Here is a 24,792-nt window from a genome sequence, read left to right on the forward strand (position 1 = left end):
GGCAACAAACCAATTGCCCAGCGATCTATCTGTTACGCAAGTACCACTCTCCTTCCTCAATCTCTTCCCCGTACCAGTAGAACTGTGTTTTGATGCGGAGATCTGGTTTCCGGATCGTCACTTCCCATGCACCATGTGGTCGGCCGGTCCCGGCCATTGGTCCCTCCTCGGAAACGACTGGCAGCCCCTGTCTCGCATCATTCTCGAAGATGTCGAGGTCCCGGTACACAAGATTGCCTCCCCACCTTGAATAGGTGTCCCTGAAGCGGACATTATCATTGTGCCATGTACGTTCGTAGGTGTCGAAATACCCCCAAGCAACCACTGCAGCCAGTGTGAGCAAGACGCCGATCCATTTGGCTTTTCGAATGCCAGAACGACGTGCAAAGATGACAGTGCCCCCAGCGCCAGCAAGTGCGATAGACGGATAGCAATAGAGCGGCAAATCTTGCGAATCAGCAATCGAAAAGAACAACCACCCAAAAAACCCGACGCCGACTGCGAAACCTGGCCAGACCGTCGCCAGGAACACGTTGAATTCATTGTTCGCCGCGGGATCCTCGATGGGTTCCGCATCCCAATCCGCTGGCCCGTTCGTTTGCAAACCTTGATTCACACCAGGTTGAGGTTCAACGTCTGGTTCAGGTGCAATTAGCGGCGACGCATCCGGTTTGCGAAGACGCAGCAAATCCGAACACCTCGGACACTTGACTACCGATCCGGCTTTGGCAACTGGATACCGTAACGTTCTGCCGCACGTTGAACATTGCATTCTGGCCGTGGCGGAACTCGTCATTTAGTGGATACTCCTCGTTGTTCAAACTCAGCTGACGCCGATCCGCGAATGAACAGATTTCTAGCCGTAGCTTGGGATAGACAAACCGACCACTCGACTGAGATCGCTAGCACGAGATCCCCCAAAACCAGGTCAGAACTGCCAGCCCCTCTCTCGTCTTGCATGTCGACGCCATCCTGATCAAAATGAACCCCCCGTTCAATAACAGGCACCACATTTTCGCTGCACGATGCGTCGAAGCTGGGTGTCTGCAAGTTCAGTAGAGTCCTCGTCCAGAGCATCCGGGCGCACAAATCACCGCGGACGATTGAGACGCATTCTTGGGACAAGGCGACACACCAAAAGATCATCCAGGAAACTTCTGGTTCCTCGAAGGCTACCAGCCTGTGTTGCTCGCGCACGCACTGCGAGCCGAACGGTACGTCTTCGATGACCCGAACACCGCCTTGGTCAAGCTGCGGCAGCTTGCTGAATTCTTCGCTCGCGAAGTCGCTGCTGAACTTGGCATCGCCTCCGGATCGCAAGAAGACTTTGTCAACGTTGAACGTCGACTGCGTGACAGTGGAATCCTGAACCAACAGCTTCGCGATGTGATGCGCACGGTTCGACAAAAGGGCAACTCCGCCGCTCATTCGCTGGCAGGAGAAAGGCGAGACGCGCTGCATTGCCTGAAACTCGTTCGGCAACTTGCGATCTGGTTCCATAAAACAGTTCGCGGTGCAAACAACTTCCACGCGGGCCCATTCGTCCCTCCAGCTGATCCCGGCCAGGGAGATAAACAACTCTCCGAAGAACTGGCGAGACTTCGAGAGACAGTCGAAAAGCAGCAGGCCGAATTGGATGCCGCCAAGGCGGAGTCAGAGAAACTCGGCGACGTCGTTCGTGATCGCCAATCTGCTTACGAACTAGCCAAAGGCAACGAACAGGCAGCCATGGAGCTTGCCGCCGAAACCGAAGAGACGCTGCAAAAAAGGATCGAAGAATACGAAAGATTGCTCAGCGAGACCGCTGCCAAGAACGCGGATCAGTCAGCCGAAGCTCGCGAAGACATCATCGAAGCCTCGCAGAAAGCGGCCCAAGAGATCGACCTAGACGAATTCGACACACGCAAGCTGATTGATCAGCAATTGCGTGATGCCGGATGGGAAGCCGACACCTCAGAACTTCGACATTCCAACGGAACACGTCCACAAAAAGGGCGAAACATGGCCATCGCGGAAGTCCCAACCGACGATGGAATTGCTGACTATGTTTTATTCACCGGCCTCACGCCAATCGCGACAGTCGAAGCCAAACGAAAACGACGCAATGCCCGGTCGGCAATCGATCAGGCACAACGGTACTCCAAGTCATTCCGGATGGCCTCGGACTACGTTGAGAACGGGGGTCCGTGGGGCAAGTACAGCGTTCCGTTTGTCTTCTCTACCAACGGCACCCCGTTTCATCGACAACTCATCGATCAAAGTGGAATTTGGTTTCGGGACGTACGAGTCGACACCAATCATCCACGTGCGTTGACCGGATGGTACACACCGGAAGGCTTGTTGGATCTGCTCAAGCTCGACATTCCCGCGGCCAATGCAACGCTGAAGACCCAACCACGAGACTACCTGCCGCTCCGTTACTACCAGCGAGATGCCATTGAGGCGGTTGAAAAAGCCATCGCCAAAGACCAAACCGAGATTTTGCTCGCGATGGCCACGGGAACCGGCAAGACACGCACGGCAATTTGCTTGCTGTATCGCCTGATCAAAGCCAGCCGGTTCAATCGCATTCTGTTTGTCGTGGATCGTCGATCCCTCGGCGAGCAAGCATTCGATGCGTTCAAAGACGTCAAACTCGAACAGAACCAGTCGTTCCCTGAGATCTACGACGTCAAGGAACTCGGCGACGTGAAGCCAGACCGGGAAACGAAGCTTCACCTGTGCACGATTCAGTCGATGGTCAAACGAGTGGTTGACCAGGACAGCAATACCGAACCGTACCCCGTCGACCAATACGATTGCATCGTCATCGACGAATGTCACCGCGGCTACACGCTCGACCGAGACATGAGTGAAGAGGAACTCGGCTATCGAGATCAACTCGATTACGTCTCCAAATACCGCCGAGTGCTGGATCATTTCGATGCCGTCCGGATCGGATTGACCGCCACCCCCGCTCTTCACACGACTGAGATCTTCGGCAGCCCAGTCTATCAGTACAGCTATCGGCAAGCAGTGATCGACAACAACTTGGTCGACCACGAACCACCGTTCATCATTCGCACGGAACTTTCCGAGAGCGGAATGCACTGGGATGCAGGTGAGACGGTGAAATACTTCGACACCGTCACGAAGAGCATCGCTGACGAGACGACACCGGATGAGATCGACATCGAAATCGATGGGTTCAACCGTCTCGCGATCACCGAGAGCTTCAATCAGGTCGTATGCGACGTCCTCGCCCAGCAAATCGATCACGCACAACCTGGCAAGACGTTGATTTTCTGCGTTCGCGACACTCATGCGGACATGGTCGTGCGTTTACTGACGGCAGCGATTGAGCAACGACACGGACCACAACCACACGACACCGTCAAAAAGATCACCGGCGACATCGAACGCACTTCGGAAGCCATCCGCCGATTCAAAAATGAATCCATTCCCAAATACGTCGTCACAGTCGATCTGCTGACGACGGGAATCGATGTCCCTGAAATCACCAACGTCGTGTTCCTGCGACGGACGAAAAGCCGCATCCTGTTCGATCAAATGATCGGTCGTGCGACTCGACTCTGCAAAGACTTGTTTTTCGATGGCGAAGACAAGGAGTACTTCCACATCTACGACGCGGTCGGCGTCTACGAAGCCCTGCAAGAGCACACCGACATGAAACCGGTGGTGGCCAAGCCATTCACGAAGTTCAAAAAGCTCGTCGAACTCTTCCAAAACAACTCAGATCCGGACGCACGTGCGGACATCCGGCAACAACTCGTCGCCAAACTGCGACGCAAAACACCTTCCATCCATAAAAACTGGCTCGACACCTTTGAAATTCTCGCGGGCGACACGCCCGAGGCGATCTCCGATTTATGGGCACGTTCCTCCGATGATGAACTCCAACAATGGTTCACGGATCACGCGGCTCTGATCACTGAATTGGATCAACGGAAGTCAGACGGCTCGATCATCATTTCGGAACATGCTGATGCGCTGGTAGGCATCGAGCGTGGATACGGTGGCAACCAGAAACCAGAGGATTACCTCGAATCGTTCCGCCGATTCCTTGTTGAGCACAAAACCGACATCCCAGCTCTAGTCCTCGTGACCACACGCCCACGCGATCTCACCCGAAAAGATCTCAAAGAACTGCAACTGCAACTTGAGCAACACGGATTCAACGAAACCGCCATCAAGTCCGCCGTCAAAGACACAACCAACCAAGATATCGCAGCGAGCATTCTCGGGTTCGTTCGCCATGCCATGCTCAACGAACCGTTGCTTCCCTACGAAGAACGGGTCGACGAAGCGATGCGATCCATCCTGACCAGCCAAAAGTGGCAACCGCAGCAAAGAAAGTGGCTAGAACGAATCGGCAAGCAAATCAAGGAAAACGTGGTCATCGATCGTGACCTCTTCGAAGTCGGCGCCTTCCAGGACCACGGTGGTTTTGTGAAGATCGACAAAGTTTTCGATGGTCGCCTAAACGAAGTCATGCAGTCGATCATCACCAGCATCTGGCAAACGGCCACTTAATCGTTCAGGACGAACCAATTCATGAATACCAACGACATCGTTGCCAAACTCTGGTCTCTCTGTCACGTCCTGCGTGATGACGGTATCACCTACCAAGACTACGTCAACGAACTCAGTTTCCTGCTCTTCCTGAAGATGATGCAGGAAACCGGCCAAGAATCCGAGCTCCCCGACGGGTATCGCTGGAGCGATCTCGAAAGCAAGGACGGTGTCGACCAACTCGCCTTCTACCGGGCGATGTTGGTTCACCTCGGCACCGAAGGCAGCCCGCGAGTGCAGAGTGTTTTCGCTGACGCAAACACCTCGCTTCGTCAACCCAAGAACCTTTCCAAACTCGTCCAGGATCTCGACGAACTGGATTGGTACGTCGCTCGAGAAGAAGGGCTCGGCGACATGTACGAAGGTTTGCTCGAGCGGAACGCCAGCGAAAAGAAGTCCGGCGCCGGTCAGTACTTCACGCCACGTCCGTTGATCGAATGCATGGTCAATTGCATCCGTCCTCAACCAGGCGAGGTCATCCAGGATCCTGCGGCTGGCACCGGTGGCTTCTTGATCGCCGCTCACCAATACATCAGCAACCAAACCGACGACCTGTTCGACCTCGATGCCGACGAACAAGTCTTTCAAAAGCAGCAAGCGTATCATGCCGTTGAACTCGTGCCTGATACGCATCGACTGTTGGTGATGAACTGCATGTTGCACGGCGTCGGTGGGCATTTGGCCAGCGGAGATTCCATGGGCAGCATCGGCCAGAACCTGCCCAACGCCGATGTGATCCTGACCAACCCTCCGTTTGGCACCAAACGCGGCGGAGGCAAACCCACCCGAGACGATTTCACATTCGTCACCGGCAACAAACAGCTCGCGTTCCTGCAGCACATCTATCGCGGTCTGAAACCCGGCGGTCGAGCAGCCGTCGTCTTGCCCGACAACGTGCTGTTCGAAGAAGGCGTCGGCACGCGCATCCGCGCTGACCTGATGGACAAGTGCAACTTGCACACGATCCTCAGGCTGCCCACGGGCATCTTCTACGCACAGGGCGTGAAGACCAACGTGCTGTTCTTCACACGTGGCAAAACAGACACTGGCAATACCAAACAAACGTGGGTCTATGACCTGCGGACGAACATGCCCTCCTTCGGAGTCCGCACGCCGCTGACGCACGGTCACTTCGCCGAGTTCGAGAAGTGCTACGGTAAGAAAGCCGACGGCACCAGCAAGCGGACCGAGAAGACCGGCGGCAAGAAAACCTGTCCCGCCCTCTATGAAGACGCTACCGTTTACGAAGGTGAGGAGAGCCGCTTTCGGATCTTTTCGCGAGACTTCGTGCGTGAGCGAGGCGACAACCTCGACATCAGTTGGCTGAAGGACGATAGCGCCGGTGGCAGCGGCAGTGAGCTTGCGGAGCCGGACGAGATCGCGGCGATGATCCGCGAGCGTCTGGGCGAGGCGCTTGCCGAGATGGACGCGCTTGCCGAGCTGCTGGAACCGGCAATCCTCGTCACGAGTGACGTTGAAGGCGTCGGAGCTGAGGTGCGAGAATGAGCCGCCCACAAGATGCCATCGTCAAGTTGTCGCGGGGCGAGTCGGTGGAAGTCGCACAAAAAGACGGCGAGAGTGCCAGTGGAGAAGCGTTGCCGGAGGGCTGGGCGGACGTTCCGATTGGTGACCTCTGCGACCTCATCAACGGTCGCGCGTTCAAGCCAAAGGAATGGAGTGAGTCAGGGCTTCCAATCATTCGGATTCAAAACCTCAACAAAGCTGAAGCCAAATACAATCACTTCGACGGCGAGTACGCAGACAAGCACCTTGTACGGCCCGGCGAGCTTCTTTTCGCTTGGTCAGGCACACCGGGCACTTCGTTCGGCGCGCACATCTGGAATGGCCCCAAGGCGTTGCTCAATCAGCACATTTTCCGCGTGCTTATTAACGAAGACGACTTGAACATGACGTTCTTCCGATTTGCGATCAATCACAAGCTCGAAGAGTTGATAGAAAAGGCGCACGGAGGAGTCGGGCTCCGACATGTCACGAAGGGCAAGTTTGAAGCAACGGAAGTTCCCCTTCCCCCCAAAGCCGAGCAGTCCCGTATCGTGTCGGCGATCGAGTCGCTTCAGGAGCGTAGTTCGCGTGCGCGGGTTTTGCTTTCGGAAGTCGGGCCGCTGATCGGTCAGCTTCGTCAGAGTGTGCTGCGCGATGCTTTCAGTGGGAAGCTGACGGCAGACTGGCGTGAAGCCAACCCGGATGTCGAACCTGCCTCCGAACTGCTGTCACGCATCCGCACCGAGCGAAGAGAACGCTGGCAGTCCGAGCAGCTCGCGAAGTACGAAGCCAAAGGCAAACAGCCCCCCAAAAACTGGCAGGACAAGTACAAGGAACCGGAGCCGGTTGATGAGTCGGAGTTGCCCGAACTGCCAGACGGCTGGTGCTGGTGTCAAGTCGGAGACCTCATTGAGTCCTTCGATGCGGGTCGAAGTCCAACGGCATTGTCGCACCCTGCACGAGATGGCGAATCTGGTGTCTTGAAGGTCAGCGCCGTGACTTGGCGAGAATTCGATCCCAACGCAAACAAAGCGTTGAAGGACGGTGACGAAATCGGAGATACGCCGACGCCACGGAAAGGCGATCTACTGATTTCCCGTGCGAACACGGTCGAGCTCATCGGTGCGGTGGTGCTCGTCAAGGCAGACTACCCGAACTTAATGCTGTCGGACAAAACACTTCGCATGAATCCTGCCTCAAAGGAACTGGTGCCGGAGTATTTGCTCTACGGCTTACGGTCTGAGTCGGTGCGTAAGTTTTTTGAAGACAACGCCACTGGCACAAGCAACTCGATGCGTAATCTCTCGCAGGGCAAAATCCTGGATGCGCCGATCGCTCTCGCCCCACTTGCCGAACAGCAAGCCGTCGCTGACTTACTTGTCACGAATGACGAAGCCTGCACGTCGGTGGCGATCGGTTTAGCCTCAATGGAATCGTCGCTGACGCAACTGGACCAATCCATCCTCTCGAAAGCGTTCCGAGGCGAGTTGGTCCCGCAGGACCCGCGCGACGAACCGGCCTCCGAACTCCTCGCCCGCATCCGCCATCAGCGGGAAAACGCGGCTGAAACAAGAAAAACGAACAGAAAAACAAAGACCACTAGAACCAGAACCACCAAGAGGAAGGCGGCAATGCCGAAAAGCCGATTTGACGACGATGTAAAAAACCAACCATACCTCGCGACTTTCCTGAAGGAATCAACAAAGAAGTTGACACCGGAAGAGCTCTTCGACGCGGCAGATCTACCTATCACGGACTTCTACAAACAACTCGCTTGGGAAATTGAAAACGGCCACATTTCCGATGATGCCAAAAAGCTGGAGGCGTTGTAATGCGATTGGATCGCGTCTACATCGACGGTTTCAAGAACCTGAAGGAGGTAAACGTCGATTTCGACAAGAATCAGCTCACGACGGTGGTGATAGGCCAAAACGGTGCCGGTAAATCAAATCTGATTGAGGCGATCGTCGAGGTGTTTCGGTCCGTCGATCTCAAGGAAAAGACGTACGTTCCTAAGTTCGTCTATGACATTGACTACCGCATCAACGGACAAAGCATCCGCCTATCTAACAAAGGCGGCAAGCAGACGATCTTTGCTGGCAAGAGCGTCGAATCGCTGAAGCCGCTGTCACGAAAAGCGTTCGACAACGACAAAGCCAACTATTTTCCTGATCTCGTTTTCGGTTACTACTCCGGTGGCAGTCGTCGGCTGGAAAGTCTCTTTGATCGACACCAACGAAAGTACTACGACGCGATCAAGTTGAATGATGACTTGGATGAATGCCGCGAAGCGCTCGTCAACCGGCGCCTGTTTTATTGTCGTCCGATTCACGGCGTCTTCGCATTGCTCGCTTTCTACGCCTACCCCGCTCCGGCAGTGGCGAACCTGCTCACGAAGAAGCTGGGAATCACGCAATTTGATTCCGTACTGGCGGTCTTTCGAAAGCCATGGTTTGCCAAAGGGGCAAAGAACGATGCGTTGAACGACGCTCCGAATTTGTGGGGAGCGAAGGGGCCTGCCGGTTGGTGCGGACGCAGGTTCCGCGACTTGGCCCTTCACCCGCTCGCCTTGATGGATCGTCCCATCGACGACTATCGAGATAAGGGCACAGATGAACCACAGTTCGCAGCCTTTTTTCGCGATGCCGGACCACTCAAGGAACTGGCCAACCAGTACGAAGACGATCGCGACTTCTTTGCTGCGATCGAAGCGATGGACATCTCCGATCTTATTCGCGATGTGCATTTGTGGGTAGATCGCACGAACAACGACACGGGCGATGTAAGTTTCAATGACCTCTCCGATGGTGAACGTCAATTGCTAATGGTGCTGGGATTGATTCGCGTATCCCGCGGGCGAAACGCCCTGTTCTTGCTCGATGAACCAGACACTCATCTCAATCCGCATTGGCAATTGACCTACCTCGACTTAATTCAGGAATGGACGGAAGTTGCTTCCGACGAATCCGATTGCCATATCATCCTGACGTCACACAATCCGCTGACAATTGCAGCCCTCAATCGCGAGGAAGTTCGAGTAATGACCCAGCGAGAAAACGGCACAACAACGGCACAAGCTCCATATACGCACCCTCGCGGCTTAGGCTTCACCGCAACACTGACAGAAATTTTTGGCTTGGAATCAACGCTCGACCCAGCCACTCAAGAAGACATCGACACGCGAAACAGCCTGGCTGCGATTGACAAGCGGACGAAGGGGCAGGAAGAGAGACTCATCGAGATCAATGACGAGCTCAACCGACGAGGTTTCATGTTTGAGGACCGCGAGCCGCTCTACAACGATTTCCTTAAGTCTTGGCACGACGTTCAGTACGCCAATCGACCTCCAATGACGCCGGACCAACTCAAGACGCGCCGCGAAGCAATGAATGACCTCATCAAGAAGCTAATCGCAGAGAAAGCCGAGGACGAGTCATGATTTATGTTCGTCGCGACAGTTCGATTATTCCCGCCGAAGTCTTGAACAAGGCAGAAAAGGCTCAGGAAGAACTCGAGAAGATTTGCGATCCAGCAAAGCGTAAAGCGTTCATCAAGAAAAAGTCGGCAATTTGGGGAGCATTCAAAGCATGTCTCGCCAAGATGTCGCATGGCAAATGCTGGTACTCCGAGAGCGACGATCCTCAGTCGTTCTTCGATGTCGACCATTTTCGCCCAAAAGGAGAAGCGAAACGCAGCGACAAACACGTCGACGACTTTGGGTACGACTGGCTGGCGTTCTCTTGGGAGAACTTCCGTTATTCCGCCACAATGTCGAATCGACTGTTAACCAACGATGAGACAGGAGTTGTTGACGGAAAAGGAAGTTGGTTTCCTCTGGTCGACGGTAGCCGAAAAGCTCACTGGGGTGATCGTTGTGAAAAGAACGAAAAACCCGTTCTGATAGACCCATGCGAAAAAGATGACGTCAAACTATTGGACGTAGATGCAAATGGACGCATTGTCCCAAGCGTATTCGCCGTAGGTACGGCCGTGCACCGTGCAAAGCGTTCCGCTGAAATATATGGGCTCAACCATCCGAGCATCGTCCGCAAAAGAAAACAACTAATGCGTGAGCTCTCACAATTGCTCGAAACTCTTGCCGACACACTAGTTGCCGCCAAGGCCAGCAGCACCCCTGACTCAGTCGCCGACACACTCCCAGTAGACAAACAATTAAAGTTCATTGAGTCGAAGACGAAGCGATCAAGCCCCTACGCTCTTACAGCTCGTTCGTACTTGACAGACAACGGGTACGGACGGCTTTGCGTTTCGCCTGAGGAAGATTGCGAATCAATCAAATGCCCCCACCGCTGATGCAACTAGACCACGCCATCCTCGCGAAAGCGTTCCGTGGCGAGTTGGTCCCGCAGGAACCGAGCGACGAGCCCGCTTCCGCACCACGCGAGATGCCTAAGCAGCAACGAAAAGGCCACCACGCAAGCAGAAGGCGAACGCGTAGGTACCGAACGACGAATCGACCTCTCATCACCTAGACCGCATCGCCGGCAACGGGAACTCGCCGAGCCACCGACCAACGTCAGAGTTTTAACAGGCAATAGAATGACATGACCAATTGGACGCCGACTACGATAAAACGCAGGATTCCGACGGACATCTCATCGAGCACACGGCCAACACACGTGGTGACGGATCAGGGCAACGCGTACATCAAGTGGCCAAGCCAACGTCGAAACTCTCAGGGGGCGACCGCACTTGCAAGCGAGCTAATTGGCACCGGTCTCGCGGAGTGGTTCGGACTTCCGACGTTTGAGTATGCGGTTATGCAGGCGTGCGAGGCTGACGCGTTTCCCGATTCGGACGACGAAAATCTGGTTCCTGTATTTCTGACAAAAGAGGTAGAGGGAGACACTTGGAAAGGCACCACGAAAGAGCTCAACCAGGTTGAAAACAAGGCGGATATCAGCCGTTTGGTCGTCTTCGACACATTTGCATGCAATTCTGATCGGCACCTGATTTTTGACAATCGCGGTCGAAAGCGGGAACATCGCAACGACGGAAATGTCTTCCTTAGCCAGGACGCTGCCCCGAAAATGCTGCGTTTGCGGGTGTACGATCACACCCATTGCCATTACGCCGTAATCGACGCAAGCGGTATACCCGCAAATCAGAGTAAGATTGAAGATCCAGCCATTTACGGCTTGTTTCCCGAATTCAAAAACTTCCTGGACCGTGAAGTCGTAAAAGAGGCAGCAGCTAAGCTGCTGAAGCTCGATCTTCCCACGATCACAAATGTCGTCGACGCGGTTCCGGATGAATGGATTCGCCACCCAGAGTCAAAAGACCGGTGGATGTCGTTCATCCAAGATCGCGCCAGATTTGTCAGCAACCACATCGAAAGCAAAATTTTTCCCCAGGGAGAATTCAGCTATGAATAACCCCATCCCCGCCCCACCTACACGTGGCTACTACAGTCTCGTCCAATATTGCCCCGACACTAGCCGGCTGGAAGTCGCCAATATCGGTGTGGTCCTGTTCTGCGCGGATCACGACTTCCTGCAAGCCCGAATGACATCCAACCACAGTCGCATCAATAAGATGTTTGGGCGAGGCAAGCGGGACCTTGCGCGTTTGAAGGTGATCAAGGATGGCCTGGAAAGCAAGCTTGAAAGCGGTCGCCGGGATTTACAAGGCCTGGAGCAACTTGAGCGTTTCGCTTCGTTGCAAGTCAACAACCTGCAGATGACGAAGTTTATGCCATGCCGGATCACCACTACACCTGCACGTGAACTGCAAGACCTCTTTGACCAGTTGGTGCAACCGGAGTCAGAGTTGCAGGCAAACTCGCCGTCGGATGACCTGAAATGCCGTATGGACACGATGTTCAATCAACCTGATCTGAGGGGCTTGGTGCGCCGTAACATAACGGTAAGCGTTCCGATACTGCAACGTGAGCAGGAAGTACCATATGCCTATCAAAATGGTCGCCTTAACCTGATCGCCCCACTGCAATTCCCTAAACGCACCAATTCAGTTGAAGACAAGGCCGCTCGTTTTGCAGTGGAAGGAAAGTCGCTTTTTGACAATCCACACCCTAAATACGGCGAACTTCAGATGCTGATCGTCGGTGCGTTTCCGGAGACCAAGAAGTCTGACATCGAGACTGCGCGACGCATCCTTGATTCCCATCAAGTACGTTTAATCACGAGCGATAATCTTGTTGAGCTTGGAGACGAGATCCGCAAGCACGGACATCCGTTAGAGGCATAGCTCCCATTTTCCGACAACTTGCTCGCAAACGCGGGATCTCATTTCAGCGTTGGTTCTGACGGCTTCAATAGCCGGCGGGATTCGTTTAATAAATGCCAACGCAAGCATCCTTGCGAGAGTAATCTCGGGGAGGAACTTGCTTTTTATTCCCCCAATGCAAACCCAATACCTCATTCACCCACACCGATGTCGACAGCGACCGCGAAAACTATTCAGATCTATTTGCCGACGGGTGAGCCACGTGGCATCCGGATTGCCGAGATCACGACTCGGATCGTGCAGGCGGTACTGATCCCACGTAGTGACCTCACGCTCGGCAAGCTTCGCCCAGAACTCGATCTCCCGGGCGTCTACCTCCTGTTCGGTGAAGGGGAGGATGAAGCAAAGCCAATCGTCTACATCGGCCAGACCGAGGACGCGAGAAAACGGCTTGATAGCCACAACAAAACAAAGACCTTCTGGAAGACCGCAATCTTTTGTGTGTCTAAGACCCAGAATTTCACCCAAGCTCACATTCGGTATCTGGAATGGCACGGTATGCAGCAGGCGAAAAAGATTGCCCGCTACACTCTCGACAACGGGCAGATCCCAGACAATTCGAATTATGTTCCTGAACCAATGGAGGCCGAACTACTCGACGTCTTCGAAACGATCAGCACGCTTGTCTCGACGCTTGGCTACCCAGTCTTCGAACCGCTGGCCCGCAACATCAACACGGTGCCACGCTTCTTTTGTCGGTCACGAGGATGCGATGCAAGTGGTGAGCTCGCCGAGGACGGCTTTGTCGTGCGGCAAGGGAGCAAGTCTCGGATTGAACCGACTGCGTCCATGCCCGAATCGATCGGCAATCAACGCAAACGTTTGCTCGAAGCTGGCATCGTCGCTGAACTAGACGGTGTGTACGTCTACCAACAAGACTATCTGTTCCCATCACCCAGCAATGCGGCCGCGACAGTACTCGGTGCATCTGCGAATGGCTGGAACGAATGGAAAGATGCTAGCGGACGCACCCTTAGCGAAGTCCATCGTGAAACGGATTCTGAAGAAGCGATTGACGATTGAGACCTGTCTTTCCCAAGCCTCACGAGCATCGCCCACGTTCCGATATCATGGCTCTACCAGCGATCCTTCGTGGACGTAGAGTGGTGGTCGTTGGTGACGATTGACAAGTCAATCGTTCACAGAAAGCCCAGTTCTCGATGCGAACCAAATCGCCTCTACCGGTTGATGCTTGTCGAAGGAGAATCAGGCCTGCCAAATGGAGAGGTATCGATCCACGACGAAACCGGGAAGCAACTTTTGAGTTCCCAAGCCGACGATGAATTCGATCTGATTTGGAACGGTAAGAAACGCTTGTGTGTCGTCCGCTCAATCGAGAAAGCCGAGTCAAATATCATACAATAGGTGAACCAACTCCGCAAGAAAACACCGACCACGAAACGCTCCGAGAATAAATTCACATCGCAACATTGCAGCTTCTGCGGCGTTGATCCAGATCTTCTTAACAGAAAGCTAAAGTCCTCCGCCGGACGATGAAACCGAAGTAGCATTCATCACAACGATTGAAGTGGACTTAATCTTATCGGAGAAATGATAGTGCATTCTGCCTACCAACCACTCAACCATATTCGCAGTACGTTTCCTCCATTGTTCGTCAGATGGTGACACAGCCGTGAACACACGAGCGATCGTTTTGTCTTCACTCTCAAAATCATAATGCAAATACAATTCTCCTTTGAACTTCTTTCGGTACACTCGGAGGTAGTAATCATCGACCACTGCGTATCCAGAATTCTTGATCTCGGGCGAAGTTGAGCACCTCCTGTCACGATGACGATCGAATGGGTTCCCACGGTCGCGAAACTGCTGGTTCTCCTCGTAAACCCATCTCTCATGATCGTGATGAACCAATTTTCCTGCGGATGCATCAATGGCATCGCAAAAACGGGCGATCAACCAAAACTTCGGGTCATGACTAAACCCGATTCTTGCCGTTTCCTGGCGTTTTTCATCGACAAACTTCATCTCGCATGAACTGAATTTGGGAGGCATTTAACAAACCAGTCAGGTTCCAGGGAGCACGACAAGCGGTCGAACTTGAACTGCCGCTTTGAGCCAGTTCACGTCGAACATCCGTTACCGAACGCTCAAACTGAACAGAATACAACTACAGGTGGGAGACGACCACTCCACGCGTCTAAATTCGTTCTCCCACAATGGTCAGTCACTTGCTCTGCTCCATCGATACCGTGGACCAAGCGGTTCGCAAAATCACGCCACCCCTGCTACTCCGACACGCCAATCCTAGGTCGCGTCGCAACCGAGACTGCCTTTTTCCCATTAGACAGGACGCGCTGAGCTTCTCGTAAGAAGCTTGTGATTCCTGAAGCCTCGCAGAACCTCTAGCTGGCTTCTTCAGACCAAACTGGCGAGGATCGCAGTGAAGGTGGTTCGAGTTCGTCGTCTCATAGAGGTGGCTCCACAGGAGCAAGGAACGTTTCGGTGACTTTCCTACCGAGCTCTGAAGCGGCACCACTCGCCCGCCCCGAAAATTCAGCCACTGCAGCTTGAACGATCAGAATACTGGGTGGGGAATTCCCCACCTAGCTCGGTACAACGACTGTTGCATCCAGATCTTTCGATCGATTCGATCGCTCCAACCCGCAAGCCCGACACGTCAGCACTGCAAAACGAAGCCACGAACCCCCATTCGGTACAGCACGATCTCCCCAGACATCTTCGCGTTCTAAGCTTTGTTGAACCAGATCCACATTGCGACTCGAAGGGCACACGATGAAATCAACCGTCTTCACTGTTTTGGCTTGCACCGGCTCCATCGGACTCGGTGTATGCGGAACGCACTTCTTGACCAGCGGCAAAGAAGCAGACTCTGATCCAATTGCGCCGTTAGCGTTCGTCAGCAACAAACAAACTCCTGAAGCCGCTCCAAACGTAATCATTGATGCTGTATCTGCCATCGACCCCACCCCAGATGCAATCACCGAAGCGTCTACAGCGACAACGCATGCACACGTCGCACCGGCAGAGGCAATCCTAGACGTGGTTTCTTTCAACCAGAAGATTGCGAAACGCACTTCAAACTACATTTACCGGTCCTGGCGTGTCGACATCGAAAATCATCTTGACGCGAATGTGCAGGCCTATATCGAGGTCGAGTGGCTGGACGCGGATGGGTTTCGTGTCAAATACGCGAATGAAGCCAGGACGTTGGCGCCAGGTGTCAACGCAATATCAGACATCGAAATTTTCGACCGTGAAGAAAACGACCGCGTGCATTCCTTTCGCGTCACAGAAGTCAATGGCCGAAAAGCGAGCGACATGGTGCTCGGCATCGCTGAATGCAGAGACAAGATCGGAAAAAGAACGAGAAGATACGTTCATCGAAGCTGGCGAGTCGATGTCGTCAACAACTCAAACAAGAGTGTCGACTGTTATGTGGAAGTCGAATGGCTTGATGCCGATGGCCATCGCATCGACTATTCCAACGAGAGACGTGCTGTCGCGCCGGGCACTAACGTAATTACAGACACAGAGATGTTTGACCGAGAGGAAAACGCGAGAGTCAGAGCCTTTCGAGTTGTCAAGCTAAACGAGCGGTAACACGCCCGTCGAACTCGGGTTACGCCACTCCAATCGCCGACGGAACAACACCAGTCGACGTTCTTGCCACCGAAACCCATGCAGCGTTGCGAGGTTGGCGGCGTCGTTCGAGAAACTTCGAATTGCATTGCCGCCGAAGCCCTTCGCACTCATTAACAGTCTTCACGAAAACGTTGCACAACCTGACCATCTGCCGACCGGCCACACTCCCGTGTGGATGAAGAGAGCCTTCACCTTGGAAGCCTCTCTGAATTCTGGACAGAACGAACTGTCCACTTGCCAGAAACCCAGTGTTTTACGGGCTCCCATGGCATCAAAAAGATTCCTTTGCGCCGTCCCAACGTGGACGAGCAGGCGAAGTTCACCTCGCGTGTTTGCATCAACACCTTGGGGGTAGCGAGATGTTTTCGATGACGATCGTAAACCCCGGAGTTTGTAGGTGGGGAATTCCCCACTTTCTGAAAGAGGAACAGCGTCGCACCAATGTTTCAGGCTTTCTGGGATCCCAAAAGCTCGTTGCATTCTTCCGCGAGATTCGCGAATTCGCTCCCCATCAATGAGCATCCCGATTTCGGAGTCGCCGGGCAGCCACTCCTGGATTCGGGCGTCATTGAAACCAAAACACCCATCGGGTATTTACCCGCTAGCGAAATCGAGATACCCGAAACGTCCGCTATTTACTGCATCAAACTGCTCTTACTTGCACCCGGTGAATTTTGGCATAGAATCCCCTCAAGCCTTATAAGCAAAAGTGTGATTCGAGGCTACTTCGCGGGCTGCCTCCGAAGCCGAAGGTTGTGGGTTCGAACCCCGCCGGGTGTATTGATGAGATACCTTCTTGATTCGTTGACAAAACGATTCCCTGCCGCTGTTGGCAACCGCCTCGGGGCTTCCGCCCCGAGCTATCAACGCGGGCTCCTCCGGAGCCATTCACGCACTTCGCCCCGGACGGGGCCGACTTCGCTAGCTCGGGGCGGAAGCCCCGAGAACGTTGGCAGACATCATCATGCCGCCCCGGACGGGGCCGTCGTCGATCACGCGGCGAGAAGCAACGAAGCCACTCTTCCGATGCTCACACCAGTCGTCAGGGACATGGTTCGCGTCCAATTGCTGATCGGTTGCCCGCCTTCGGCAAGCGGACACCGCTGACGCACGGGCACTTCGCCGAGTTCGAGAAGTGTTTTGGTAAGAAGTCCGACGGCACCAGCAAGCGAACCGATCAGGGAAACGAAGGCCGCTTCCGAAAGTTCACACGCGAGTACTCACCGAGCGAGGCGACAACCTGGACATCAGTTGGCTCAAAGACAAAGACGCATCCAGCGGAGCCGACCTGCCGGAACCCGACGTGATCGCCACACAAGTCCGTGAGCGACTGAGCGAAGCACTCGAAGAAATCGACGCCCTGTCCGCCTTACTCGATCCGACGCCCAACGAAGCCTTTTTGGCGCAACCGGGAGGTTGGCACTTGCGTTCGGAATCCACCCTCCCCCCTGGGAGGACTGCACGCCGGATCCCACACCCAACCTCCCCGCCCCAAACGCCAAAACAATTCATTCCCCCGGTTTTTCGCCGCCAATCCAATCGGGCCGCCACTCACCACGCCCCCTGCCGACACCCACTCGGCTAGGAAAGCCCACTTGCCTACACCGAGTCACTAGTAAAGACATTCGCAATTCACTTTACTAGCGACCGTTCTTAGTAAACGAGTCTTACCCAGTGCAAAAATACAATTTCACGACTGAATCGCCGGGAAAGCTCGTCCCAACTGAATTCCAGGAGTACCCCGACGGCCCACTAGGCCAGCCCATTCGCACGAAAGCACTCGCCTTTCTGCCTGACCCGTTGGATCGGATTCATCTTGAACGCGATCCGGACACAAGCACTCGACGCGATCTGGCGCAGCGAGACCCTGATTTCCCTGCGTGATGAATTCCACGAGCGATTGAAGCAAGACAAATCGCCGGCGAGGTTCTTCGAGATTGTCGACGATCTATTTTCGATGCCGGCCGTGAACGTTGCCGACATTGTGGCAGCGCGCGGCGTCAGCAAGCCAACCGCGATGAAAGATCTGGAACGACTGGAGCATTTGAAGATTGTCGAAGAGTACACAGGCAAGGAACGCGACCGCGAGTGGGTAGCCAGAGACATCATCCACGTGATCGAGCAGGAGGCCCCCGCCAATGAATAAGCAACCCAAGACCGCCCCGCAAAGCCGAGTGAACGCTTGCCCCGGTTGTACGCGGGAGTAACAACGCTACCCGATGCAGTTCAAATGCCGAAAGACTCCTGCCAACGTGCTCAGCGCTGCAGCAACGTGGAAAGTTCCGCAAGCGAAGTCCACCAAGTCCGCATCGATTCATACACATCCCAATCGACAGGACGATTGGTGGGCGGGTCACAGTCCAATCGAAGCACCACCAAGTTTTGGAATCGCTTCCAAGGAATCAGTGACGCCGAAACACCTCGACGCACTCGAATCGGGCCGGCCTGAACCTTGATGCCAGCGGCAATTCGCGAACCGATGTAGCGACGACCGATGGATTCGTTCGCCGCCACAACGGTCAGCCGTTCGCCTGACAAGCTTCCGTTTTCAAAGATGAATCGATCCCAAACCGGAGCACGCTCCAACGACCATTGTTCTCCGCCAGCAGGAGTCAGCGTGACAGAGGATTCAGCATCATCCAACGCAGAAGAAATCCCGATCAGCCCACGCATTTGCATCCGGAGAAGCGTCGCGTGAAGCTGTGAGTCGGTGAGCCCATGCGAATAACCGACGTTCATGTGCAGCGGATACACCTCGCTGGCAAGGCACCGAGTCATCACAGTGTGCTGCCAAAGGAAATCACAAAGCAGCAACTCAGCATCCGAGAGACTCGAGTGTCCAGTTCGTCGCGGAGGAGCATCCATTTATTCAGCGGGAAAATCGAACAAAGTAGTTACGTCAAAGACGCGTGAAGGACGTCGGCAAAATCAGTTGTTTCCAAGTACTCGACGAACCGCCTGTTCCAGCTTGTCTTCCTCCGCTTTCTGATTGAGGAACCAGTCGGTTGACCAGATCCGGTGGATTTCCCAACCACGTGACCGGATGATCTCTTCTCGAAGTCGATCGCGGTCGCGAGCACTGCGAGCAGAGTGGTAGGTCGCACCATCACATTCGATTCCCAGTAAGAATGAGCGATCACCTTCACGTCGACGAACACCAATGTCAACGTAAAAGCCAGCCACGCCGACTTGAGGTACCGCTTCCAGTCCCATCTGCTCGATCTTCCGACACACTGCAATTTCGAATGGCGAATCGGGCTCTCTCCCCGTGATTGTGCCGCCATCCTCAATGCTTCCCGTCATCGCGTAATTCAGGAAGTCCTTGTAGGCATTGACGCCCCGACTCTTCTCCGGGCCGCCCTGGATATCGCTTGGATGAAACGATGAGAACACCACCATTCGATGACGCGAACGCGTGATTAAAACGTTCAGTCGCCGCCAACCTTGCTCGGAGTTGATCGGTCCAAAACGCTGCATCAGTCGATTGCTCGCTGGATCTTTTCCGTAGGTGTAGCAAACAAAAATCACATCCCGTTCATCACCCTGCAAGTTCTCCAAGTTCTTAACGAACAACTCCTCTTCCATCTGCCGAAGGCGTTCGATGGCGATGGCTGCGGCGGGGTCAGCTTTACAACGTTTCTCGAGCAATTCGGAAACCAGGTCAGATTGTTTTTTATTGAAAGTCCCGACACCCAGTGACTCATTGGGTCGGGTCATCGCATGATGGACAATCTGCTCGACCACTGCAGCAGCTTCTTGTTGATTCTGCCCAGCCTTGCACGTTGCATTTTCCACGAAGATGTGACGGATCCCAAACGACTCTGTGTCACCGCTTGGCGATGGAAAGACAACCAAGTCGTCGTCGTAGAAACGACAATTCGAGAAACGGATCAAGCTCTCGTGCTTGCTCCGATAGTGCCAGCGAAGCCGTCGAAACGGTTGGTAAACTTTCATCGCCGCTTCCAGAACAGACTCGGTGTTGTCTAACTGAGTTGATTCATCATCTTCCATTTCCTCTCCAGCGCGATCGAAAAACGATGTTGGCGGCAACTGTTTTGGATCGCCGACCACCACCATCTGCTTGGCTCGAAGCATCGTTCCAAGCGCATCTTCGGGCTTGATCTGGGACGCTTCATCCATGATGACCATGTCAAACTCAACCAATTTTTCAGGAATGAACCTCGACACAGACAACGGGCTCATCATCAAGCATGGCTTCAACGCCTGGACAGCCGTCCCCGCCCGTTTCATCAAGTCACGAATCCGACAATGCCGCCGCTGCTTCTGCGATTCATGCCGAATCAAAGCCAATTCGGTGAGCTCCCCAACGCGTCCCCTCGAATTGCCTGCAGGCACCGGTCGATTTGCCGCACGTGATGCGATCTCTTCCTTGCCAAGGTCTCGCAGCTCCCGATCGAATCGCTGAAACTCTTCTCTCAAACCATCCAGTTTGGCCCCCGACACGCTGCGAAGCGATGGCGACTGTTCAAAAACCGACTCAGCGGCCAATTCCAAGACGGACAACTCATAAGAAGAAGGCAGATCGGCAGGTGAAATCACCCCATCGATCGCCAGACGACAAAAGTCATCCAAATCAAGCCGAACACAAGATTCCAACGAACGACAGAAAGTTGCCCAAGCCGGTAAGCGTCCTCGATCGTCAATCAAGTTGTTCGCAAACGCAGTGGTTTGCCTTGTGAGCACAGAATCGACGTCGACAGGCAGCCAGCCGTTCTCCGCCCTTCCCATGCTGACCAACTGCTCGCGTGCCTCCTTCATGCATTCCATGCTTTCCCGATGCTGATCCGCACGATTACACAACCCTGCAATCGCAGGCGTATCTGCATTCCGAAGTAGGCTCGTCACCGTTTGAACTGGAATTCGATCAAGTAGCGCTCGCCCGGTTGAGATCCAGTCGATTGTCGCCTCCACTTCTTCCGAATTCGAAAGTGCCTGTTGATACAGCCCGTTCTCATGAATCAAGTTCCAATTCGTGTGTTCTTCGACCTCTTCATGACTCTCCGAAATTTGTTGTGACAAGATGAATTGTTTCCTGAGATCAGACATCAGTGTCTCTGCGGTGTTGCCCGCACTGAGTGCTTGCTCGATCCCTATCTCAAACGTTTCCACGCTGGTGTCCAGAGTTTGCACCAATGTCCGGAAGTCCATTGGCCGAAGTTTTTGTGCCGCCGGTTCAGAAGCCAACTCCCCATCGAACAATTCAGTGATCTGTTTTGCAGATGCCACGAGACCATTTAGGTCGAGTTCCCCGAGAGCATCTTGGCGTATATCGAAAAGTTGACAAACAAATTCATGATCTGCCCCGGCTTGCCGAGCGGTCTTGACCCAACGCAACACCATCTGCAGTTGTTCCCAATCCGTTTGAAGACCGGCGAAGGTTGTGCCCAAATTCGATCGATGCAATTCGCATTCACCAAATGCCTTGCTACGAGCTTCAACAGCAAGTTGCTCCTGCAAAACCTCCATGAACTGAACGACATGGGCAACCGTCCAATGTGAGGGCAAGTTCAATGCCGTTGCCAGCGCCGACAAATCCCGCGAGATTCGATCCCAATTGCTGAGATTGTTTCTCAACTTTCGAAAATCGATTTGATCTGGACTGCCGTCAGCGACACGTTGCGAGAACGAACCCATTTGGTTCCACGCGGAAACGAAACTGGAGCGAATTTGGGTCAGTTCCGAATCTGAAACATCGGGCAACAACTGAGTTCTTTTTGAAAGCAAATCCTGAGCTGATTCGTAGTCGAGACCCTGCTGTTCTGCGCGTAGTGCCCATTTGAATTGCTCTTTCAATTCATCCCAATCAGTCCGCACGCCTTGAAACGCTACTCCCAATAGTGCCTGAAGCTCTTCCTGTGATTGGAACCTGGCTTCTTCATCCGCCAGAACATCCAGGTCTTCCAGAACGCGAATCCAATCATTGAGTTGCTGCTTCACTCCAACTGCAGCAAACTCATCCAAATCCGCTCGCGCAGTTCGATAGTCGCGATTCAAAAATTTCAACCACGACCGCCGATGGCGTCGCAGAGTCTTTGCAAGCTGCTTGACCTTTTCAGGCTCGGGCACTGAGGGCATGTGAAAAGATTCTTCGAGCAACTGGCGCCGATCTGCCAAGCCTTTGAAGACGTCAACGGCCTTTTCGAACGCTCGTCGCCCATCTCGCTGGAACATGGCCCGCGTGATTTTGGTTGAGTCCACAACTGTGCGCTCGCGAGCCAACAACACCAAATCAACACATCGATTGAAAGACTCGAAACAGGCGGGGGCGGAGCATCGTGGCACGTTCATTGCCCCACTGACCACCGTCACTTGTTCTGTCGCACGGACCGCCTCACTGGCCCAACGTCCCAGTTGCTCAATCTCCGCCAACGTATCACCATTGTCGGCAATGGTTCGATATGCCGACACCGCGGCACGTAATTCATCGATCCGACCAAGAGAGTTTGGCACATCACAGGCCGTCCCCGAGACGATGGAATCCAGTCGTTCACTGGCCTTCCGTTTGGCGGAATCCAGTTCAGTGAATTCCTTGTACGCCGACTGCAAATTTGCTTTCGCGGCGTCTCCGAACATCGGTTCCGTGATCGATGTAGGTTCGGATACAAGTGGATGACGAATGAGCTTTATTAACTTGATGCAGCGATCGAAATCCTCCAGCAGATTTCGCGGGGTGATTCCAACGGAGTTGAGCACCAACATGGATGGACGCATGCGTTCCAAGACTTGCCGCAAGGCCTTCATCCAACCGCAATGTCTCTTGGCGTCATCAAGCGAATGATCCTCTGAAAGCATGTTCCTTTCAAGCAGAGAACCAATCGCCGGCGCGTGGTCTCGAAATTCTTCAAAAGCAATTCCAAATTCTCGCTGCAGATCGTTGCAGGAAGCTTCCTTGCATCGCAACTTCGCCAGGAGCGACCGACAGACTTCCGCAATGGAATTGTCCACAAGGAATTGCGTCCACTGGGAACCGGCCCTTGGAATGCTCTCACTCCACCGTCGGATCTGATCGACCTGAAGCAAACTGAGTTCTCTGAACGCCACTTCACGAGACATCCCCAGTTGCGTTGCCAACTCGGTCGCGCTATCTGCAACGGAAGTCGATTCTCTTTCAATCACCGACAACAAAATTCGAATCTCGTTCGACTGGCGATAAGCATACGCCTCCGGAAAGAAGCCCCACCAAATCCATTCCTTTGGATTCTCCGTTTCCTGCAACACGCGAGCGAAAGAATCGAGTTCAGCGAGAATCGATTGCATCTCGTTTCGATTCTTTGGCATCCGCTGCACCGCCGAACGATGCACTGTCGCGTCATCTCCACGAAGCGCCACGATCTGCCACAACAGCTTGTAGAGCGGATCCTCGCGAGGTCCGGTCGGCGTTGCCATCTCGTCGACATAGCGATTCAGCTTCGCACGCAGGGTACAAAGCGAACGACGTGTTTCCTCAAGCTCACTAGGAGACGGGTACTCCGACATCAGGCGACGCTGCAGCGATTCAAACACCTGCCTAGGTGATGCGGCGTCACTGTGCAGTTCGAGACAAAAATCATCCAACCCCAACGCTGTCATACGGTCATGCACCACCTGCAATGCCGCCAACTTTTCTGCCACAAAGAGTACCGTTTTTCCCGCGCCGATCGCATCCGCGATGGCGTTGGTGATGGTCTGCGATTTCCCGGTACCAGGCGGCCCTTCGATGACCAAATTTTTCCCGCGACGAATGTCCACCAAAGCGGACTGCTGCGAACTGTCCGCGTCCAACGCGAGCACCAAGTCCGCTGCCGTGGAATGATTGTCCACGTCGTAGTCCGGCGCATAGAGAGTCGCCTGATCAAATCCTTCCTCCCCATCGTCATCACCACCGCCGCAGATCAACTGTTCGACAATCGATGGCGACTCCGGATCACTCTCGAGATCCCAGTTCGCTGGATCAATATCCGCGTACATCGAAAGCTTGTGAAAAGAAAAGAACCCAAGCAACGCTTCACGGCGGATGCTCCATGAAGGTTTTGACTCGATCGCTTTCGCCAGCTCACGGAAGTAATCTTCCGGCTTCGTTTCCAGAGGCAACTCCGGCAACTTCAAATCGAAATCGCGAAGCAGCTTCTTCTGCAGACTCAGATTGAACTGAATGTCGTCTTCGTCCCATTCGATTTTGAACCGAGGCTCTCCACCTGATCGCGTGATTTTCTCGATGCGAACAGGAATCAAGAGCAACGGAGCCAAGCGTTCTTTGTCGGATGAATCCGATTCTTTCCATGACAAAAAACCAATCGCGAGGAACAGATAGTTGATCCCGGTTTCTTGGATTGCTGTTCTCGCTTCACGCTGCATGTAACGCAGAGTTGCGTTCAGTTTGTCCTGAGTAAGATTGGTCTGCAGCTTGTCATCAAAGAGCGTTTTATGCTTTCCTATTTTCTCCTCGGGCGCATCCGGCAACAAGATCGGATATTTCTTTGGCTCCACGGCTTGAACCGCGACCGCACCTTCACTCGTCGATTTATCAGACAAAGCAAACAGGGTTTCGGATTCTGTTCTTTCGACTTCACCAGTGTCCGGTTTCTCTTGGCGGCGTCCCTTCGGCGGATCGGGAACAAAGTCAAAGATGAACGCTTTTCCCTCATCCACCAAACGTTCATACATCACGTCCGGCAATTCGTTGACAACTTGCAACGTCCGTCGTTTGCTTTTTCGATAGCTCAGCAGTGGATTCCGGAGGCTTAAATCCAGCAAGCGTTCGCGAAATCGTTCCAATTCGTCGTAAAGGTTAACTGTGCTCATTCAAACTCGTTGTGTGATCAATGG

14 protein-coding genes are annotated in these 24,792 nt (G+C 53.8%); 10 read left to right on the forward strand and 4 right to left on the reverse strand.

Features of this window, described 5'->3' with window-relative positions:
• Positions 1-25 precede the first annotated feature (25 nt).
• The gene (locus tag PSR62_RS02025; RefSeq protein ID WP_274406172.1) at positions 26-616 is read right to left on the reverse strand and encodes a hypothetical protein; all 591 of its coding nucleotides are present in this window, start codon (positions 614-616) and stop codon (positions 26-28) included.
• Between the two features lie 500 nt (positions 617-1,116).
• Between PSR62_RS02025 and hsdR the strand changes: the two genes are divergently transcribed.
• The 8 genes from hsdR (at position 1,117) to PSR62_RS02065 (ending at position 13,365) form a co-directional block, all read left to right on the forward strand.
• Positions 1,117-4,533 (forward strand): type I restriction-modification system endonuclease, encoded by a 3,417-nt coding sequence (gene hsdR, locus PSR62_RS02030; protein ID WP_274406173.1) that lies wholly within the window; start codon positions 1,117-1,119, stop codon positions 4,531-4,533.
• A 21-nt stretch (positions 4,534-4,554) separates the two neighbouring features.
• Positions 4,555-6,078 (forward strand): class I SAM-dependent DNA methyltransferase, encoded by a 1,524-nt coding sequence (locus tag PSR62_RS02035; RefSeq protein ID WP_274406174.1) that lies wholly within the window; start codon positions 4,555-4,557, stop codon positions 6,076-6,078.
• Positions 6,075-7,907 (forward strand): restriction endonuclease subunit S, encoded by a 1,833-nt coding sequence (locus tag PSR62_RS02040; protein ID WP_274406175.1) that lies wholly within the window; start codon positions 6,075-6,077, stop codon positions 7,905-7,907. Before PSR62_RS02035 ends, PSR62_RS02040 begins: the two co-directional genes overlap by 4 nt.
• On the forward strand, positions 7,907-9,514 hold the full coding sequence (locus PSR62_RS02045; RefSeq protein WP_274406176.1) for an AAA family ATPase: 1,608 nt from the start codon (positions 7,907-7,909) through the stop codon (positions 9,512-9,514). Before PSR62_RS02040 ends, PSR62_RS02045 begins: the two co-directional genes overlap by 1 nt.
• Positions 9,511-10,389 (forward strand): hypothetical protein, encoded by an 879-nt coding sequence (locus tag PSR62_RS02050; protein ID WP_274406177.1) that lies wholly within the window; start codon positions 9,511-9,513, stop codon positions 10,387-10,389. The genes PSR62_RS02045 and PSR62_RS02050 overlap by 4 nt, the downstream gene beginning before the upstream one ends.
• A 251-nt stretch (positions 10,390-10,640) precedes the next feature.
• Positions 10,641-11,471, forward strand: coding sequence for a HipA family kinase (locus tag PSR62_RS02055; protein ID WP_274406178.1), 831 nt, complete (start codon positions 10,641-10,643; stop codon positions 11,469-11,471).
• Entirely contained in the window at positions 11,464-12,303 is an 840-nt protein-coding gene (locus PSR62_RS02060) for a DUF3037 domain-containing protein (RefSeq protein ID WP_274406179.1), read from the forward strand. The genes PSR62_RS02055 and PSR62_RS02060 overlap by 8 nt, the downstream gene beginning before the upstream one ends.
• A gap of 186 nt (positions 12,304-12,489) precedes the next feature.
• Positions 12,490-13,365, forward strand: coding sequence for a GIY-YIG nuclease family protein (locus PSR62_RS02065; protein ID WP_274406180.1), 876 nt, complete (start codon positions 12,490-12,492; stop codon positions 13,363-13,365).
• A gap of 450 nt (positions 13,366-13,815) precedes the next feature.
• Here PSR62_RS02065 and PSR62_RS02070 read toward each other — a convergent pair whose 3' ends face one another.
• Complete coding sequence (locus PSR62_RS02070; RefSeq protein ID WP_274406181.1) at positions 13,816-14,328, reverse strand: hypothetical protein; 513 nt, start codon at positions 14,326-14,328, stop codon at positions 13,816-13,818.
• Positions 14,329-15,096: 768 nt separating this feature from the next.
• Here PSR62_RS02070 and PSR62_RS02075 point away from each other — a divergent pair.
• Together PSR62_RS02075 and PSR62_RS02080 are read left to right on the forward strand one after the other, a co-directional pair.
• On the forward strand, positions 15,097-15,924 hold the full coding sequence (locus tag PSR62_RS02075; RefSeq protein WP_274406182.1) for a hypothetical protein: 828 nt from the start codon (positions 15,097-15,099) through the stop codon (positions 15,922-15,924).
• A gap of 1,858 nt (positions 15,925-17,782) precedes the next feature.
• The gene (locus tag PSR62_RS02080; protein ID WP_274406183.1) at positions 17,783-18,112 is read left to right on the forward strand and encodes a hypothetical protein; all 330 of its coding nucleotides are present in this window, start codon (positions 17,783-17,785) and stop codon (positions 18,110-18,112) included.
• A 110-nt stretch (positions 18,113-18,222) separates the two neighbouring features.
• Here the strand turns inward: PSR62_RS02080 and PSR62_RS02085 are convergent, their stop codons facing one another.
• Both PSR62_RS02085 and PSR62_RS02090 read right to left on the reverse strand, forming a co-directional pair.
• Positions 18,223-18,744 carry a hypothetical protein gene (locus tag PSR62_RS02085; protein ID WP_274406184.1) on the reverse strand — a complete coding sequence of 174 codons (522 nt, stop codon included), beginning with the start codon at positions 18,742-18,744 and terminating at the stop codon, positions 18,223-18,225.
• Between the two features lie 150 nt (positions 18,745-18,894).
• The gene (locus tag PSR62_RS02090; RefSeq protein ID WP_274406185.1) at positions 18,895-24,768 is read right to left on the reverse strand and encodes a DUF4011 domain-containing protein; all 5,874 of its coding nucleotides are present in this window, start codon (positions 24,766-24,768) and stop codon (positions 18,895-18,897) included.
• Positions 24,769-24,792: the final 24 nt, after the last annotated feature.

Source organism: Rhodopirellula sp. P2, assembly GCF_028768465.1.
Taxonomy (GTDB): Bacteria; Planctomycetota; Planctomycetia; order Pirellulales; family Pirellulaceae; genus Rhodopirellula.